The sequence below is a fragment of the Lysobacter sp. HA35 genome (assembly GCF_054061195.1).
Map to the genome: position 1 here is coordinate 2462630 of NZ_JBSSDY010000001.1, position 17173 is coordinate 2479802.

The 17173-nt window shown below is 67.6% G+C and carries 16 protein-coding genes; 7 read left to right on the plus strand and 9 right to left on the minus strand.

The genetic code is table 11. The features are described from left to right. Positions 1–20: 20 nt before the first annotated feature. On the minus strand, positions 21–797 hold the full coding sequence (locus ACVWZN_RS11980; RefSeq protein WP_456954009.1) for a L,D-transpeptidase family protein: 777 nt from the start codon (positions 795–797) through the stop codon (positions 21–23). Between the two features lie 216 nt (positions 798–1013). On the opposite strand from ACVWZN_RS11980, the gene ACVWZN_RS11985 reads away from it, so the two are divergent. The 5 genes from ACVWZN_RS11985 to ACVWZN_RS12005 all read left to right on the plus strand — a co-directional run bounded on the left by ACVWZN_RS11985 (position 1014) and on the right by ACVWZN_RS12005 (position 5901). Continuing rightward, on the plus strand, positions 1014–1505 hold the full coding sequence (locus ACVWZN_RS11985; protein ID WP_456954010.1) for a hypothetical protein: 492 nt from the start codon (positions 1014–1016) through the stop codon (positions 1503–1505). Between the two features lie 165 nt (positions 1506–1670). Continuing rightward, entirely contained in the window at positions 1671–4112 is a 2442-nt protein-coding gene (locus ACVWZN_RS11990) for a DEAD/DEAH box helicase (protein WP_456954763.1), read from the plus strand. Beyond that, entirely contained in the window at positions 4109–5125 is a 1017-nt protein-coding gene (locus ACVWZN_RS11995; RefSeq protein WP_456954011.1) for a ribonuclease H-like domain-containing protein, read from the plus strand. The genes ACVWZN_RS11990 and ACVWZN_RS11995 overlap by 4 nt, the downstream gene beginning before the upstream one ends. Positions 5126–5191: 66 nt before the next feature. After that, a complete protein-coding gene (locus ACVWZN_RS12000) occupies positions 5192–5515 on the plus strand; it encodes a hypothetical protein (RefSeq protein WP_456954012.1) in 324 nt (107 codons plus the stop codon). A gap of 71 nt (positions 5516–5586) precedes the next feature. Next, complete coding sequence (locus ACVWZN_RS12005) at positions 5587–5901, plus strand: I78 family peptidase inhibitor (protein ID WP_456954013.1); 315 nt, start codon at positions 5587–5589, stop codon at positions 5899–5901. Between the two features lie 3 nt (positions 5902–5904). Here the strand turns inward: ACVWZN_RS12005 and ACVWZN_RS12010 are convergent, their stop codons facing one another. Further along, entirely contained in the window at positions 5905–7857 is a 1953-nt protein-coding gene (locus tag ACVWZN_RS12010; RefSeq protein WP_456954014.1) for a methyl-accepting chemotaxis protein, read from the minus strand. A 221-nt stretch (positions 7858–8078) separates the two neighbouring features. On the opposite strand from ACVWZN_RS12010, the gene ACVWZN_RS12015 reads away from it, so the two are divergent. After that, positions 8079–8630 (plus strand): GAF domain-containing protein, encoded by a 552-nt coding sequence (locus ACVWZN_RS12015; protein ID WP_456954015.1) that lies wholly within the window; start codon positions 8079–8081, stop codon positions 8628–8630. Between the two features lie 82 nt (positions 8631–8712). On the opposite strand, the gene ACVWZN_RS12020 is transcribed toward ACVWZN_RS12015, so the two are convergent. Genes ACVWZN_RS12020 through egtB form a run of 5 tightly spaced genes read right to left on the minus strand, consistent with a single transcriptional unit; the run spans position 8713 to position 14549 of the window. After that, positions 8713–9909 carry a DNA topoisomerase IB gene (locus ACVWZN_RS12020; RefSeq protein ID WP_456954016.1) on the minus strand — a complete coding sequence of 399 codons (1197 nt, stop codon included), beginning with the start codon at positions 9907–9909 and terminating at the stop codon, positions 8713–8715. 55 nt (positions 9910–9964) lie between these two features. Beyond that, positions 9965–11221 carry a TCR/Tet family MFS transporter gene (locus ACVWZN_RS12025; protein WP_456954764.1) on the minus strand — a complete coding sequence of 419 codons (1257 nt, stop codon included), beginning with the start codon at positions 11219–11221 and terminating at the stop codon, positions 9965–9967. Positions 11222–11278: 57 nt separating this feature from the next. Then, a complete protein-coding gene (locus ACVWZN_RS12030) occupies positions 11279–12277 on the minus strand; it encodes an NAD(P)/FAD-dependent oxidoreductase (protein ID WP_456954017.1) in 999 nt (332 codons plus the stop codon). Then, on the minus strand, positions 12274–13266 hold the full coding sequence (gene egtD / locus ACVWZN_RS12035; protein ID WP_456954018.1) for an L-histidine N(alpha)-methyltransferase: 993 nt from the start codon (positions 13264–13266) through the stop codon (positions 12274–12276). The genes ACVWZN_RS12030 and egtD overlap by 4 nt, the downstream gene beginning before the upstream one ends. Beyond that, a complete protein-coding gene (gene egtB / locus ACVWZN_RS12040) occupies positions 13263–14549 on the minus strand; it encodes an ergothioneine biosynthesis protein EgtB (protein WP_456954019.1) in 1287 nt (428 codons plus the stop codon). The genes egtD and egtB overlap by 4 nt, the downstream gene beginning before the upstream one ends. A 77-nt stretch (positions 14550–14626) precedes the next feature. Between egtB and ACVWZN_RS12045 the strand changes: the two genes are divergently transcribed. Next, positions 14627–15775, plus strand: coding sequence for an aminotransferase class V-fold PLP-dependent enzyme (locus ACVWZN_RS12045; protein WP_456954020.1), 1149 nt, complete (start codon positions 14627–14629; stop codon positions 15773–15775). A gap of 18 nt (positions 15776–15793) precedes the next feature. Here ACVWZN_RS12045 and folE read toward each other — a convergent pair whose 3' ends face one another. Then, positions 15794–16381, minus strand: a complete 588-nt coding sequence (folE, locus tag ACVWZN_RS12050; RefSeq protein ID WP_456954021.1) for a GTP cyclohydrolase I FolE — start codon at positions 16379–16381, stop codon at positions 15794–15796. Positions 16382–16643: 262 nt separating this feature from the next. Then, positions 16644–17105, minus strand: a complete 462-nt coding sequence (locus ACVWZN_RS12055) for a glycine zipper domain-containing protein (protein ID WP_051234539.1) — start codon at positions 17103–17105, stop codon at positions 16644–16646. Positions 17106–17173: the final 68 nt, after the last annotated feature.

Here is a 17173-nt window from a genome sequence, read left to right on the forward strand (position 1 = left end):
GTATCAGATGACTCGTCGGCTCAGTTGCCGGCGAGCGTGCTCACCGCGGTCGCGCTGACCGCGGTACCCGAGGTTTCCGTCGTTTCGGTCGTTTCGGTCGTCGTCGATGCGGTATCCGCCGTAGTCGGTGCGCTCATACCCGGCTCCAGGCCCGTCCACGGATCCACCGGAACGTGCGCGCCCGGATAGAGAACCGCGCTGCTGAAGTTGGTTTCGTCCGCGACGATCACGCGGCCGCCCCGCTCGGTGAGCTGGAAGAGCTGTTCGGCGAACGCGAGCGGCAAGCGCACGCAACCGTGCGAGGCCGGATAACCCGGAAGCTTGCCGGCATGCAGCGCGACGCCGTCCCAGGTCAGGCGCTGCATGTACGGCATCGGTGCGTTGTCGTACTTGTTGGAGTGGTGCATACGATCCTTCTCGAGGATCTCGTACACGCCCGGCGGCGTTTCGTGGCCTTCGCGACCGCTGCTGATCGTCGACCGTCCGATGCGGACATCGCCGCGATAGATATGCACCATCTGCGCGGGCAGCGACACGACGATCGTGACCGGACCGGTCGCGGCGTCGTTCGGCGTCCACTCGAACTTGCCGGGCGCGAGCGGCGTGTCGTCGGACACGGCGTTCGTCGCGATGGCAGGCTCGACGATGGTCGTCGTCGCGGTCTGCGAAGGTGCAGGCGCGGTGACGATTTCCGTCGCGAATGCCGGCACATCGATCACGGTGATAAGGGCGGCAGCGAGCGCGAACAACGCGACCGGGGCGCGGCGGCGGACAGCGATGCGGGGAGTGGTCTTCATGGAAACCACGCTATCGAGCGCTCGATCAGCGTCGAATTGATCATCCCCACCGCACGCTTAATATTGCGTGGAAATTAGCGGCTGAATTGCACAATCTCTTGATGCCACGCGCATGTCACCGCACGTCGGCTGAACGGTTTTTTCGCGTCCGCTTTTGCCATTGCTTCGACACGGACGCATGCTCCACTCCGCTTCACCCCTCGACGGAGCATTGCGATGACGACGTGGCCCGGTTGGTCGAACGACAACACCCTCGTGCTTCCGCTCGACGACGCACCGCCCGGCGAGGCGCTCGAATTCGATGGACGACGCTTCGATGCGAAGAAAGAGCTGCACGTCACATTGGTCGGCCGCAAGCTCGGCGCGGAACTGCGCAGCGCACTCGGTGATCGTCTCGACATCGCCACGCGTCCCGCGTTCGAAGCGCTCGACTGGTCGTACGTGCGCACCGGCCAGCGTCGACTGATCGAACGCCCCGACACCGGTGACGACGGCGCACGCGTCACCGTCGCGAGCGTGATCGAACTCGTTGAGCTGCCCGCACTCGACTGGTACTACCGCTGGCTCGGCGAACTGCTCGGCCGCCAGCTTCCCGTTCCGCCCGCGCACGTCACGCTTTACACGCACCGCAAGGCCAAGGGCATCGGTATTCCGACCGTGCAGAGCCTGCGTGCGTGGTCGCGCGGCGTGGTGCCGGCGACCGCCTGATCGTCGCGTCGCGTCTCAGCCGCGCGCGGGACTCACAGGCTGCGACGCGGCTGCGGCCCAATGCCGCCCTCACGGTAACGAGGGCGGACGATGGCGACGACGGGGCGCGAACTCGCGCGACAGGACACCGGTCGGATCGACCTCGAGGACGACGCGGCGACCGCGATGACGCGGCGCCCGCGCGCGCTGCGCAAGGGTGACGGCGCCGGCCTGACGCAGGCGCTCGCATCGCGCTACGCCGACCGCATCACCGGTCACTTCACGATTCCGGGACGCGACGGCACGTTCGTCGACATTCCCGCCGACGTGCCCGCTGCGCTCGCCAACGCATTGAAGTCGCGCGGCATCGACCAGCTCTACAGCCACCAGGCGCAGGCCTGGGACGCCACGCGGCGCGGCGAGCACGTGGTCGTGGTGACGCCCACCGCATCGGGCAAGTCGCTCTGCTACACGCTGCCCGTGGTCACCGCGGCGATGGAACGCGGCGCGAAGGCGCTGTACCTGTTCCCGACCAAGGCGCTCGCGCAGGACCAGGTCGCCGAGCTGCTGGATCTTTCGCGCGCCGGCGATCTCGGCCTGAAAGCCTTCACCTTCGACGGCGACACGCCCGGCGATGCGCGACAGGCGATTCGCCTGCACGGCGACATCGTGGTCAGCAATCCCGACATGCTGCACCAGGGCATCCTGCCGCATCACACCAAGTGGGCGCAGTTCTTCGAAAACCTGCAGTACGTGGTGATCGACGAGGTGCACACCTATCGCGGCGTGTTCGGCTCGCACGTCACCAATGTATTGCGCCGGCTCAAGCGCATCTGCGCGTTCTACGGCTCGAATCCGCAGTTCATTCTTTGCTCTGCGACCATCGGCAATCCGCAGCAGCACGCGGAAGCGCTGATCGAACACGGCGTCACCGCGATCACCGAATCAGGCGCGCCGACCGGCGACAAGCACGTGCTGCTGTGGAACCCGCCGGTGGTGAATCCCGACCTCGGCCTGCGCGCATCGGCCCGATCGCAGAGCAACCGCATCGCGCGCATCGCGATCAAGTCCGGCCTGAAGACATTGGTGTTCGCACAGACGCGGCTGATGGTCGAAGTGCTGACCAAGTACCTGAAGGACGTGTTCGACCACGACCCGCGCAAACCGCCGCGCATTCGCGCGTATCGCGGCGGCTACCTGCCGACCGAGCGTCGTGAAGTCGAGCGCTCGATGCGCGCCGGTCACGTCGACGGCATCGTCAGCACGTCGGCGCTGGAACTCGGCGTCGACATCGGCTCGCTCGACGTCGTCATCCTCAACGGCTATCCGGGCAGCGTCGCCGGTACGTGGCAGCGCTTCGGTCGTGCGGGGCGTCGTCGCCAGCCGTCGCTCGGCGTGATGGTTGCGAACTCGCAACCGCTGGACCAGTACGTCGTGCGTCATCCGGAATTCTTCATCGACGCGACGCCGGAGCACGCGCGCATCGCGCCCGACCAGCCGCTGATCCTGTTCGACCACATCCGCTGCGCGGCATTCGAGTTGCCGTTCGTTGCGGACGAACGTTTCGGCCCGATCGAACCCGAGCTGTATCTCGAAGCGCTCGCCGAAACCGATGTCGTGCATCGCGAGGGTGATCGCTGGGAATGGATCGCGGACAGCTATCCGGCGAATGCGGTCAGCTTGCGCAGCGTGGCCGACGGCAACTTCGTCGTCGTTGATCGCACCGACGGACGCCAGCAGATCATCGCGGAAGTCGACTACTCCGCTGCGGCGCTCACCTTGTATGAAGGCGCGATCCACATGGTGCAGTCGACGCCGTACCAGGTCGAACGCCTCGACTGGGAAGGCCGCAAGGCCTACGTCACGCGCACGTTCGTGGACTACTACACCGACTCCATCGACTACACCAAGCTCAAGGTGTTGGCCGAGTTCGATCGCATCGGCGCAGGTGACGGCAGCGCGCATCACGGCGAAGTGCACGTGGTGCGTCGCGTCGCCGGCTACAAGAAGATCCGCTACTACACGCACGAGAACATCGGCTACGGGCCGGTGAACCTGCCCGACCAGGAACTGCACACCACCGCCGCGTGGTGGCAACTGCCGCAGCCGCAACTGCTTGCGTGGTTCGCATCGCGACAGGACGCGCTCGATGGTTTCCTCGGCGCGGGTTACGCGCTGCACGTCGTCGCGACGCTGGCGGTAATGGCCGATGCGCGCGACCTGCAGAAGGCGGTCGGCAACGGTGATGGCGCGTGGTTCGCGACGGCCGACGCCAACGGCCGCGGCCAGGTTCGCGGCGGCGAAGGTCAGGAACTCGCGCCGTTCGAACTGCAGCACTTCGTGCCGACCATCTATCTCTACGACAACTTCCCGGGCGGCGTCGGCCTGTCCGAACCGTTGTGGACGCGGCAGAAGGAACTGGTCGAGCGCGCGGTTGAACTGGTCGAGCGTTGCGACTGTCGCGCCGGTTGCCCGGCCTGCGTCGGTCCGATTCTCGCCAGCGATGAAGAGCGCGAGTCCGCGTCGTCGCCGAAGACGCTCGCGCGTCGCGTGCTCGGCCTGCTCGCGAATCCGACCGTCGCCATCACCGGCAGCGATGCGCCGCGCGCACTGGAGCGCGACGCATGAGCCTGACGCTCGACAAGCTGCTCGCGCTCAAGCGCCAAGCGGGTGTGACGGACATGCCAGCGCCGCCCGCGTCGTCGGTTCCGTCGTCGCTGCGCGAGCCGGTGCGCGATGAAGCTCGCGCCGCGCCGTGGGAAACCGTGTTGCAGGGGGACACGGCTTCGCGTGCTGCGGCGAATGATCCGTCGTCGTCCCTGACCGACGCGACTGCTGCGCCCACGACGGAATCAAACGACGCGCCCGACACGAAACCGTCGCACGGCATCGATGTCGATGCACTGCGCCGCCTGCTCGGCCTACGCGAGCGCGCGCCATCGCCTCGCCCGCGCGCACGCGAGATCGATCGCACGCTCCCCGGCGAACAGATCGACGACGGCCTGTGGCTGATCGAATCGCAGGTTGTGCATCCCACGCCCGCGGCACCTTTGCCACTCGCGTTCGCGCGTCGCGATGGACATGTCGACGCAACCAATCTTCTGTTCTTCGATACCGAAACCACCGGGCTTGCCGGCGGCACCGGCACGCGCGCCTTCATGATCGGCGCGGCGGACTGGCACGACGGCGCATTGCGCGTGCGCCAGCTCTACATCGCGAACATGGCGGCCGAGCGCGCGATGCTGCGCATGTTCGCGTCGTGGTTGTCACCGTCCACCGTGCTCGCGAGTTACAACGGTCGCAGTTATGACGCGCCACTACTTCGCACGCGTTATCGGCTCGCGCGATTGAAGGATCCGCTGCACGGTCTCGATCATCTCGACCTTCTGCATCCCTCGCGTCGTCGCTGGCGCGGGCGCTGGGAGAACTGCAGGCTCGCGACGATCGAACGCGAAGCACTGCGCATCCTGCGCGAGGACGACCTTCCCGGCTCGCAGGCACCGGCTGCGTGGCTCGCTTATTTGCGCGGTGGTGCATCGACCAACCTGCGTCGCGTGGCCGAGCACAACCGGCAGGACGTGGCGACGCTTTCGCAGCTTCTCTTACGTCTGTGCGACGACACGTCTGAACCGACTGAATAGTCTTGACGTAATCACGACACGGCGAAACGGAGGCTGAAAATCCCTCATCGTGTCGGGAGTGCCGGCATGCCTTTGCAAGCTTCGATTCGTGGTGAATGGTCGCGCCTGTTCGTACCGATCGTCGTGCTGCTGAGTTCGGTTGCCGCGTGCAGCGCTATGGGCCCCGCCGACGCCGGCATCGTGCACGCATGCCAGCCGGGCAATGCCGATGCATGGATCGGCCGCGCGGCGAGCGCGAGCATCGTCGACCAAGCGCGGCAGGCCAGCGGCAGTCGCAAGGTTCGCCTCGTGATGCCGGAACAGACCGCGGGCGATGACGACGCGCGCATCGATCGGCTCAACCTTTATCTCGACGACCGCGCGCTGATCACCCGCACCACCTGCGGCTGATCCGTCCGCGTTGACGCGGCCTTATGCTCGAGGCGGCAGTCTTGCGGTTCCGCTCGCCTGCCGGAGTCTGCATGACCGCCACCGTCCGCACGACCGCGCTGCTGTCGCTCGTCGTCGCCCTCGCCGCCTGCACCACGACGCCTGAGGCGCCGCCCATGTCCGATCCGATGCCGCCCGCGGCCACGCAATGCAACGGTGACGCCGCGCAGTCGCTGGTCGGCCAGCCGGCTACGCCGCAGAACGTCGAGACCGCGCGTCAGCGTGCCGGCGCGCAGATGGCGCGCCTGCTCAAGCCGGATCAGGCAGTGACGATGGAATATCGCGAAGGCCGCTTGAACATCTACGTCGACGCGTCGAACGTGATCACCCGCATCGCCTGCGGCTGATTTTCAGGTCGACATGGCCACGCGGCCGGCGGCGAAGCCGACCATCGCGCCCTGCAGTTCGGCGGCGACGTTATCCAGCGACGCCGACGCCGCGCTGACCTCCTCCACCAGCGCCGCATTCTGCTGCGTGGTTTCCTCGAGCCCGCGCAGCGCGGCGTTGATCTCGCGCATGCCGTGATCCTGTGCGCGCGTGGCCTCGCTGATCGACGCGATGAGCTGCGTGCTGCGGGTCACCGCGTCCAGGATCGCGCGCATCGCACGATCGGCTTCGGTCACGCGTACGCCGCCTTCCGCCACCGCTTCGCCCGACTCGCCGAGCATGCGCTTGATGTCTTTCGCGGACGCGACGCAACGCTGCGCAAGCGCGCGTACTTCCGATGCGACGACAGCGAAGCCACGGCCGCGGTCGCCCGCGCGCGCCGCTTCAACCGCTGCGTTCAGCGCCAGGATGTTGGTCTGGAATGCGATGCCATCGATGACCGCGAGCACGTCCATCACGCGGCTGCTCGACTCGCGGATGCGCTGCATCGTCGCGGTCATGCGATCGACCGCCGCATGGCCGTCGCGCGCGGCGCTGGACATGCCGACAGCCAGCGTGTCGGCCGACTGCGCGTTGCTTGCCGTCTCGTCCACCGACGCAGCGATGCGACCGAGTGCGGCAGCGGTCTCCTCGAGCGCGGCGGCCTGCTGTTCGGTGCGGCGCGCGAGGTCGTCGTTACCCAGTGCGATCTCGCCCGCGCCCGCCGTGATCGACTGCGAGAACGCCTCGACGCGCTTGACCAGGATCTGCAGGTCGTTCGCGAACTGCACCTGCTCGGTCACGTCGGTCGCGTACTTCACGATCTTGTAGGCGCGGCCGGCGCCGTCGAGGATGGGGTTGTAGCTGGCCTGCAACCAGACCGCGCGTCCGTCGCGCGTGCGGCGCTCATAGCGGCCGCTGTCGGCTTCGCCGCGCCCGAGCCGCGCCCAGAACTCGCGATACGCCTTGCCTTCGCGGTCGGCCGCCGGGACGAACATGGAATGGTGGCGGCCGACGATGTCCTCGCGGGCGTAGCCCATGGTGTGCAGGAAATTGTCGTTGGCGTCGAGCACCACGCCGCCCAGATCGAACACGATCACCGCCTGCACCTTGTGGATGGCCTGCAGCTGGCTTTCGAAATCGGCGTTGCGGTTGCGCTGCGCGGTGATGTCGGTGGCGAACTTCACCACCTTGATGACGCGACCGTCGGCGTCGAGGATCGGGTTGTAGCTCGCTTCGATCCACACCTCGCGGCCATCGCGCGTACGCCGGCGGAACTGCCCCGAGCGCACGTCGCCGCGCGCGAGCGACGCCCAGAACGCGCGGTACTCGGCGCTCGTGCGTTCGACTGCGTCGACGAACATCGAATGATGCTGGCCGGTGACCTCGGCCGCGGCGTAGCCCAGCAGCGCGAGGAAGTTGTCGTTCGCGCGCAGGATGCGGCCGTCGACCTCGAACTCGATCACCGCCATCGACCGCTCGATCGCCGCGATCTGGCCGCCGGTGTCGATGTCGCGCTGCTTCTGCGCGGTGATATCGCTGGCGAACTTGACCACGCGCACCACGCGGCCGGCGTCGTCGAACAGCGGGTTGTACGTGGCCTGCAACCAGACCTCGCCGCCGCCAGGACGCACGCGCCGGAACTGGCCCGAGACGAACTCACCGCGCGCGAGCGACTGCCAGAACGCGCGGTACTCGTCGCCGGCGGCGATCGCCGGGTCGACGAACATGCGGTGGTGCTTGCCGCGCACGTCCTCCAGGCGGACGCCGAACGTATCGAGGAAGTTCGCGTTCGCATCGAGCACGTGGCCGTCGAGATCGAACTCGATCACCGCCTGCGAGCGTTCGATCGCCGCCATGCGCCCTTCCAGATGCGCGTCGCGGCGGCGCAGGCGCAGATGGGTGAGGAAGCTGCGGGGCTGCGGCGAAGTCGACATCGGCGGACGTCCAGTGGGGAGGGAGGCGACGATCCGTGTACGTACGGAAGGTCGCCGCTCGCGCTATCGACGCATTCAGCGAAAGCTTGAGGGTGCGGATCGGCAATCCGTGCGACCGATCGTCTTTCGTCCCACGGCCGCTGCAGATACCGGCACTGCGGCCGTTACCGGCCCTGTCCGCGGGCCCGTGAAGTGCTCCGCCGTGTCGTTCCGGAGCCGCCATGCTTGCCCCGACTTTCCCCGACAACGAAGCCGGCCGCGTGCATGCGATCGAACGCATGGACTTCGTCGGTCCCGAGCGCGACGAACGCTGCCAGCGTTATGCGCGGCTGGCGCGCGTGGTGATGGACACGCCGATCGCGATGGTGACCATCGTCGGCCCGGACGCGCAGTGGTTCCGCGGCTGCGAAGGCCTGGCGGTGAGCAGCACCCCACGCGCGGTGTCGTTCTGCGGCCACACGATCCTGCAGGACGGGCTGTCCGTCGTACCCGACGCACGCGAGGACGCGCGCTTCGCCGACAACCCGCTGGTCACCGGCGAGCCGCGCATCCGCTTCTACGCCGGCTGCCCGATCGTGCTGCCCGGCGAGCTCGCCGTCGGCACGCTATGCGTCATCGATCGCGAACCGCGTGCGCCGTCCACCGCGCAACTCGATGCCTTCCGCGACCTCGCCGATTGCCTGCGCAGCGAAATGACGACGCTGCTGTCGGTCGCCGACATGAACGACGTCGCCAAGCAGCTCTTCCACCTGTTGCCACGGCACGGCGGCTGAGCGGCTGACGCTGACGCGGCGGTCGTCGCCGGGACTGAGTAATCGATCTCGCGCGACGGCGTTCGCGCAGCCGACACCCCGCTTACGCCGGCGGCGCACTCGCCTGCGTGACTGCCGTCTGCGACGAACGAACACGCGTCCTTTTGCGCAGCGGTGGGTTCTCCGCGGTCGCACGCGTACGTCGACGCGTGGTGCGCAGCGCCTTCTTCGCCGCACGCGACGCCGACGCGGCGCGCTTGCGTGCATCGCGCAGGAAACGCAGCGCCGCGAGTTCCCAACTGCGCCCGTTGCGTGCGCCCGCGGTCATCTGCTGCAGGCGCCCGCTGCGCCAGCCTTCGAGCACCGCCGGGTCGACGTAGGCCTTGCGGCACACCGCCGGCGTATTGCCGAGCACGTCGGCGACTTCGGAGATGACCTGCTTCTCGATCGACGCGAGTTCGCGTTCGCTTGCGTCCTCCGGCACGTCGATCGCGGCGAATTTCTCGATCGCGGCGAGCGTGCCGCCCCAGGTGCGGAAGTCTTTCGCGGTGAACGCTTCGCCGAGCGCCTCGCGCAGGTAGTCGTTGACCTGCGACGAACCGACCGGCTGCGTCGTGCCGTCGTCGTCGAGGTACTGGAAAAGCGACTGCCCCGGAAGCTGCTGGCAGCGCTTGACCAGGTTCACCAGCTGCGCGTCGTCGAGCACGATCTCGTGGTCCAGCCCGGACTTGCCGCGGAACGCGAACTTGGCGCGGCCGCCGCGCAGGAAGCCGACATGCCGGTTGCGCAGCGTGGTCAGGCCGAACGAACGGTTGCTGCGCGCATAGCAGTCGTTGCCGACGCGGATCAGCGTGCGCGCCATGACGGACACCACGATCGCCAGCACCTTGTCGCGCGGGAAACCGGGCAGCGCGAGGTCCTTCGACAACTTGCGACGCAGCTTCGGCAGCGCTTCGCCGAACGCGACGATGCGCTCGAACTTGCCGTCGCCGCGCACCGATGCCCAGTCCGGGTGGTAGCGGTACTGCTTGCGGCCCTTCGCATCGCGGCCGGTGGCCTGCAGGTGGCCGTCGGCGTCCGGGCAGATCCACACGTCGGTATACGCCGGCGGAATCGCCAGCGAACGGATGCGCGCGAGCGTGCCTTCGTCGGTGATCGAAACGCCGTCGGCGTCGACATAGGCGAAGCCCTCGCCCTTCTTGTGGCGACGGATGCCCGGTTCGTTATCGCTGACGTAGACCAGCCCGGCCTGGCGCGCGGCGAGCGCGCCATCGGGGACGGCGGATGCGGGAACACTCATGGCGACCGAGCATCCGCAGGTCCTCGTCAAGGACGCGCCAACCGGTCGAGCGCGTTCAGGCGGTGGCGGGTTCCACGCTCGCGGCGTGGCGTCGCGCGTGGCGCATCGCGATCACCCACGCGCAGGCGAGCACGGTCGCTGCGAGGAAGAACGCGGCGCCCGGCAGGTACACGGGTGCGCTCTTGCCGATGAAGAAGCCGAACGTGGCCGCGTACGTCATCGGCGCGACGATGCCGATCAGGCTTACGAGGCTCATGATCGCGCCCTGCAAGCGGCCCTGCACATCGGCGCCGACTTCGCGCGTCATCAGCGCCTGCGCGGCCGGTTGCGTCACCGCCCAAAGCGCGCTGATCGGCAGGCCCAGATAGAACAGCCACGGCTTGGCGGCGAGGCCGTAGATCGCGAAACCGATCACGCCGCAGGCGAGGCCGATCGCCATCGCGCGTTGTTCGCCGAAGCGCTTGATCATGCGGCCGACCAGCAGCGCGTTGACGATCACGCTGAACACGCCGACCACCGCGAGCACGTAGCTCACGCCCTTCGGGCCCCAGCCGTAGCGCACGTCGCCGTAGAGCACGAACGTGCTCTGGTAGACGTAGTGCGTCGATGCGGCGAGCAGCACGATCACGATCAGGTCGGTGATCTGCGGATAGCGACGGATCATGCCGAGCGATGCGAACGGCCGCGTCTGCGACCAGTCGAAACGCTTCGCGCGCTTTTCCGGTGCGAGCGATTCCGGCAGCACGAATGCGCCGTAGCAGAAGTTGATCAGCGACAGGCAGGCGGCGGCCCAGAACGGCGCGCGCAGGCTGTAATCGCTCAGCAGCCCGCCCATCACCGGGCCGATGATGAAGCCGAGCCCGAACGCCGCGCCGATCATGCCGAATGCCTTGCCGCGCTGGTCCGGCGGCGTGACGTCGGCGATGTACGCATTCGCAGTAGTGAAACTGGCCGATGCGATCGCCGAGATGATGCGGCCGACCATCAGCCAGGCCAGCGTCGGCGCCAGCGCCATGAACACGAAGTCGAGCCCAAGCCCGAGGCAGGAAATCAGGATGACCGGGCGTCGCCCGAAGCGGTCCGACAGCGCGCCCTGGACCGGCGACGACAGGAACTGCACCGCGGCGAACACCATGCTGAACAGGCCAACCCAGTAGGCCGCGTGTTCGATGTCACCGCCGTTGAGCTTCTGCACGAGGTGCGGCAGCACAGGAATGATCAGGCCGAACGACAGCACGTCGATCAGCACGGTGACGAAGATGAAGGCGAGCGCGGCGCGGCGCGCGGGCGACGGTTGGGCGTCCACGGCAATCCGGGTCTGGGAGCAGGCGCGCAGTCTAGCGCCGCGGCCGCACCGTCGCGCCTGCCGTCAGTCGCGTTGTGCCTTCGGTACCGCCGCGGCGCGCGTGCCTGGTGGACTCGGCAGCTCGCTCGCGGTTTCAGGCTGAAGCTCGGGCCGCTCGCGCCAGTTGCGCGGCAGCCGGTTGTGGATCTTGGTCGCCGCGATCGCCGCATGCCCGACCGCGACCGCGATCTGGTTCAGCGCGCTCACCACGTCGCCGACCGCGTACACGCCGTCGACGCTGGTCTGCTGGTCCTCGCCGACCACGATTTCGTCGCATTCGTCGAGCGTCAGTCCGAGGTCGCGCGCGAGGTCGACGTTCGGTGTGCTGCCCAGCGTCGGATACAGCGTGTCGAACACCTGTTCGTTGCCGTCCTGGTCGCGCACCACCGTCTTGCCGATCTCGAACGCGAGCTTGGCCGGCTTCGGATGCACGTCGATGCCCGCGCGCTTGGCCTGCTCGATGCTCTCGTCCGACGCCTCGCTGTCTTCGCTCGCGATCACGCTGACGTCGTCGGAGAACGTGCGCAGGAACAGCGCATGGCTGACGGTGCTGTCGACCGGCCCGTATACGGCGACGCGGCAGTCGCTGGCTTCGTAGCCGTCGCAGACCGGGCACAGGCGCACGGCACCGGCGGCGATCGCGTCTTCCAGATCGTCCAGCGGCGGCATCACGTCGACGATGCCGGTGGCGAGGATGACGAAGCGTGCGCGCCAGCGTCGGCCGTCGGCAGCGGTGGCTTCGAAGACGTCGCCATCGCGATGCAGGCGCGCGATGCAGCCGTCCTCGATGGTCGCGCCGTAACCGGTCGCCTGGTCGCGCTGCTGCTGCAGCAGCGTGGTGCCGGCGACGCCGCGCGGAAAACCGGGGCAGTTATGGCTGGTCGGAATCCATCGCGCGCGGCTCTTGCCGGCGTCGACCACGAGGATGCGGCGGTGATAGCGCACGAGGTAGGTCGCCGCGGTAAGACCGCCGGGGCCGGCGCCGATGATCAGGCAGTCGAGGACATCGTCCGTCGCGCTCATGCGGCCTCGAGCAGACGCAGGCCGAAGCGATCGCCGGGTGCGTTCCAGCGGTGCGTCACGCGCATGCCGGCGCGGCGCGCGAGATCGTCGAAATACGCATCGGTGTACTTGTGCGAGATCTCGACGACGATGGGTTCGCCCGCGTCGAATACGAAGGCATGGCCGGCAACGTGCACCACCTGCGCGCGGCGGCTCACGATGCTGGTCTCGATGCGGCTGTTCGCCGGCGACCACACCGCGCGATGCGCGAACGCGGCTTCGTTGAAATCGGCGCCGAGCTCGCGGTTGAGCCGCGTCAGCAGGTTCAACGTAAAGGCCGCGGTGACGCCCGCCGCGTCGTTGTACGCCGCTTCCATGTCGGCAACGTCCTTGACCAGGTCGAGACCGATCAGCGCGACGCCGCCGTCGCCCATGGTTTCCCGCATGGCCTGCATGAGGTCCAGCGACTGCGCGTCGTCGAAATTGCCCAGCGTCGAGCCCGGGAAAAACACCAGCGAACGCGCGGCCTGCATGAACGCAGGCGGCACCGGAACGGGACGGGTGAAGTCCGCGCACACCGGCAGCATCTGCACGTCGGGAAATGCGTCGGAGAGTCGCTGCGTGGAATCGAGCAGCGTTTCGCGCGAGATCTCGACGGGCGTGTATGCAACCGGCGAGTCGAGGCCCGCCAACAGCAGCTGCGTCTTGCGCCCGCTGCCGCTGCCGTATTCGACAACGTGCACGTCCGCGCCGACCGCGTCGCGCACCTGCGGCATCACGTGCTGCAGCAGCGCGATCTCGATTCGCGTGAGGTCGTACTCGGGCTGTTGCGTGATCGCTTCGAACAGCTGCGAGCCGCGCTCGTCGTAGAAGTATTTCGACGACAGATGCTTCGGCGTCGACGACAGCCCCGCGATCACGTCGCTGCGCAGGTCGTCGGGCGTGGGCCGCAGGTCGAGCAATACGGGCGCCTGCACCGCACGGTGCAGTCGGGCGTCGAGCAGGTTCATGCGATGTCCTTCGCGAGCCGCAGCCCGGCAAATTGCCAGCGTGCGTGCGGCGGAAAAAAGTTGCGGTAGCTGGCGCGCAGATGGCCGCGCGGGCTGGCGCAGCTTCCGCCACGCAGCACCTGCTGGCCGACCATGAACTTGCCGTTGTATTCGCCAAGCGCGCCGTCCCACGGGCGGAAACCCGGATACGGGAGATACGCGCTCGACGTCCATTCCCAGACGTCGCCGAACATCTGGCGCAGGCCGTCGCGTGCATTGCCGACAGGCTGCAGATATCCGGACTCGACGAAGTTGCCGTCGACTTCGACGCCGTGCGCGGCGCGTTCCCATTCGGCTTCCGTAGGCAGGCGCGCGCCGGCCCAGCGCGCGAAGGCATCGGCTTCGTAATAGCTGAGCTGCGACACCGGTGCGGACGCATCGATCTCTTGCACGCCACCTAGGCCGCACGCGCGTTCGTCGTCGAGCCAGTACAGCGGGCGCTGCCACTGCTCGCCCTGCACGCGGGCCCATCCATCGCTCAGCCACAGCGATGCAGTGCGATAGCCGCCGTCGCGAATGAAGTCGCGATAGTCGCCGCAGGTGACCGGTCGCGTCGCCAGCGCGTATGCGCCGACCAGCGTGCGGTGCCGCGGCGATTCGGGGTCGAATGCAAATGCGTTGGCTTCGGGCCAGCGGTCGGTACCGATCTCGACGATGGCTTCGTCGAACTGCACCCAATCCACCGAACCGGCACCTGCATGCGAACGCGGAAGATCATCGCGATACGCAGGCAGCAATGGATTGCACGACAGCGCATGCAGGATATCGGTCAGCAGCAATTCCTGGTGCTGCTGTTCGTGCTGCAGGCCGAGCTCGATGCGGTGGCGCAGTTCGATGTCGAACTCGTTGCGCGCGAACGCGTCGGCGACGCGCGCATCGATGCGTGCGCGGTAGTCGAGCACCTGCGCCAGCGACGGCCGCGACAGCACGCCGCGCATGGGCCGCGCGTGTTGCGGGCCGACGCTCTGGTAGTAGCTGTTGAACAGCACCTGCCAGGTTTCATCGACGATGCGATAGCCCGGCAATGTCGCGAGAACGAACGTCTCGAAGAACCACGTGGTGTGCGCGAGGTGCCACTTGGTCGGGCTCGCGTCGGGCATGGACTGCACCATCGCGTCCTCGGCCGAGACCGGTGCAGCCAACTCGATGCTGCGCTCGCGCACGGCGCGAAAACGCGACGCCAGCGGATCGACGGAGCAAGCTCCGGCGTCCCGCGCGACGGCAGGCGACAGATCGGTCGACATTCCCATCCTCCAAGCCTACGAAGCGACCGCGACGGCCGGGTGACGGGCGCGCGACGACCGCCCGTAAAGTAGCGGCCATGCCCCTGCCCGCCGACGTGCGCGACGCCTTCCTGATTCCGGACGGCGCGATCTATCTCGATACCGCCTCCAACGCGCCGCGCACCCGTCGCGTCGATGCCGCATTGCGCGAGGCCTGGAGCGAGCAGGCCGCACCGTGGCGGCTGTCATTCGCCGACTGGGAGGCACACATCGAGCGGGTGCGGACGCAGGCGTCGCGGCTGTTCCATGTCGACCTGAAACCCGAGCCCGACGCGGTCGCGCTGGTGCCGTCCGTGGCGCATGCGATGTCGACGGTCGCGTCCGGCTGGCCACTGCAGCCAAGTGACATTGTCGGCATCGTCGACGGCGAATTTCCGTCGGCCCTGCTGCCGTGGCAGATGCGTTGCGAAGCGACGGGCGCGACGTTGCAATCGGTGCCGCGCGAGGATGCCAGCGACGGTTTCGTCGACCTCATCGAACGACGCAAGCCTGCGGTGATCGTGTTGTCGCATGCGCACTGGCGCGACGGCCGCCTGCTCGACCTGGACCGCGTTGCGATGACTGCACGCGCACACCACGTGCCTGTCGTGCTCGACCTCAGCCAGAGCCTCGGCGTGCTGCCGTGTGATGTCGAACGCTGGCAGCCGGCGTTCGCGATGAGCGTCGGCTACAAGTGGTGGCTGGCGCACAAGGGTCTGTGCGCGCTGTGGGTGTCGCCGGAGTGGCGCGGGCGTCTGCAGCCGCTGGAGCAGCACTGGCAGGGGCGCTTGCCGGCGCAGGCGTGGCGGTTCGATACCGACGAGGCGCCGCCGTATCGTGCCGGCGCCCGGCGTTTCGACGGGGGCGAGATTTCGGATCCGTTGCGGCTCGCCATCACGGAAGCAGGTTTGCACGATGTGCTGGAGTGGACGCCGCGTGCAATTTCCGAACGTCTCGGCGAACTGGTCGATCGGCTCAAGCAGCGACTGGCAGCAGCGGGACTCGCGCACTGGTACGTCGAGCCATCGTCACCACACCTGCTCGGCCTCGCACCGGACCAGGATCGCATCGACGCGGTGCGTACTGCATTTGCGGACAACGTGATCATCTGCATCGAGCGTGACAATGTCTTCCGTCTCGCGCCCCACCTGCATATCGACGAGCGCGACATCGATCGCGTCGCCGACGTCGTCATCGGCGCACGCTGACATCTATCGGGTGGCGCCTTAGCGCTGCGGCGTACGGATGAACTGCAGGAATTCGGCGCGCGTGCGCGCGTCTTCGCGGAACGCGCCGAGCATGGTCGACGTCGCCATGCTCACGCCGCGCTTGTGCACGCCGCGGGTGGTCATGCATTCGTGCGTCGCTTCGACCACCACGGCCACGCCCTTCGGCTGCAGCACGCGGTCGATCACTTCGGCGATCTGCGCGGTCATCTTTTCCTGCACCTGGAAGCGGCGCGCGAAGCTTTCTACCACGCGTGCGAGCTTGCTGATGCCGACGACCTTGCCGCTCGGCAGGTAACCGACATGCGCGCGGCCGATGATGGGCGCCATGTGGTGCTCGCAGTGGCTTTCGAATTCGATGTCGCGCAGCACGACCATCTCGTCGTAACCGGCCACTTCCTCGAACGTGCGTTCGAGATATGTTTTCGGGCAGATGCCGTAGCCGACGAACCAGTCGCCGTAGGCATCGACGACGCGGCGCGGCGTGTCGAGCAGGCCTTCGCGGGTCGGGTCATCGCCGGCCCAGCGCAGCAGCGTGCGCACCGCCGCTTCGGCTTCTTCGCGGGAGGGCTTTTCGATGTCGGCCATGCGTGCGGATCCTGCTCGTGATCGCGCGCATCGTAACCGAGCGGCCGTATGTCACGGGCATTGCAATGCGGGATGCGGCGTCCCGTGGCGCAAAAGAAAGAGGCCGGCAATGCCGGCCTCCGGTGCTGCGGGTAGCAGTCGCAGCGTTGGGAACGTACCGACCGTCGCGCGTGGCGCGTGCGGCGGTCGGTGTGGCTACGGTCGTGCTGCGGTATCGCGCACCTTCCGCGCTTGCGCGTTGAGAGGCTGCGCGAGCAGCCGATTAACGCCCGTCGCCGTCCGCATCACCCGGCATCGCCCGCTCGATGTGATGCCAGCCGTCACGCACGGCGCCGCGGGCTTCGCCCCACGCAAGGCGCGAATTGCCCTTGGTGGCATCCCACTTGCGCTCGAGCTCCGGCTCGACCGAGTCGAAATCCTTGCCGCGGTAGCTGCCGTAGGTCTCGTAGCCGTAGCGGTACGCCGGCTGGTAGTCGTTCCAGTCGCGCGAGCTGTTGTAGTAATCGGTCTTGGTGTAGTTGTCCTGGAAGTGCTTCTCGTAACCCGTCGGGTTCACGGCTTCGGCGATCGAGTCGCCCGCCTTCGAGCCGACGATGCCGCCCGCGACGGCGCCGACGAGGCTGCCGACCGGACCCGCGGCCGAACCGACCGCTGCACCGGTGAGGGCACCTGCGACAGCACCCGTGCCGGAACCGAGGTTATGGTCTTTCTTGACGTCGCTCATCGTTGGACTCCGTGTTCTACGTGGGGAAGCCGGCAACCGGCCGGCAGCGGTGCGAGTGACTCTGGGCG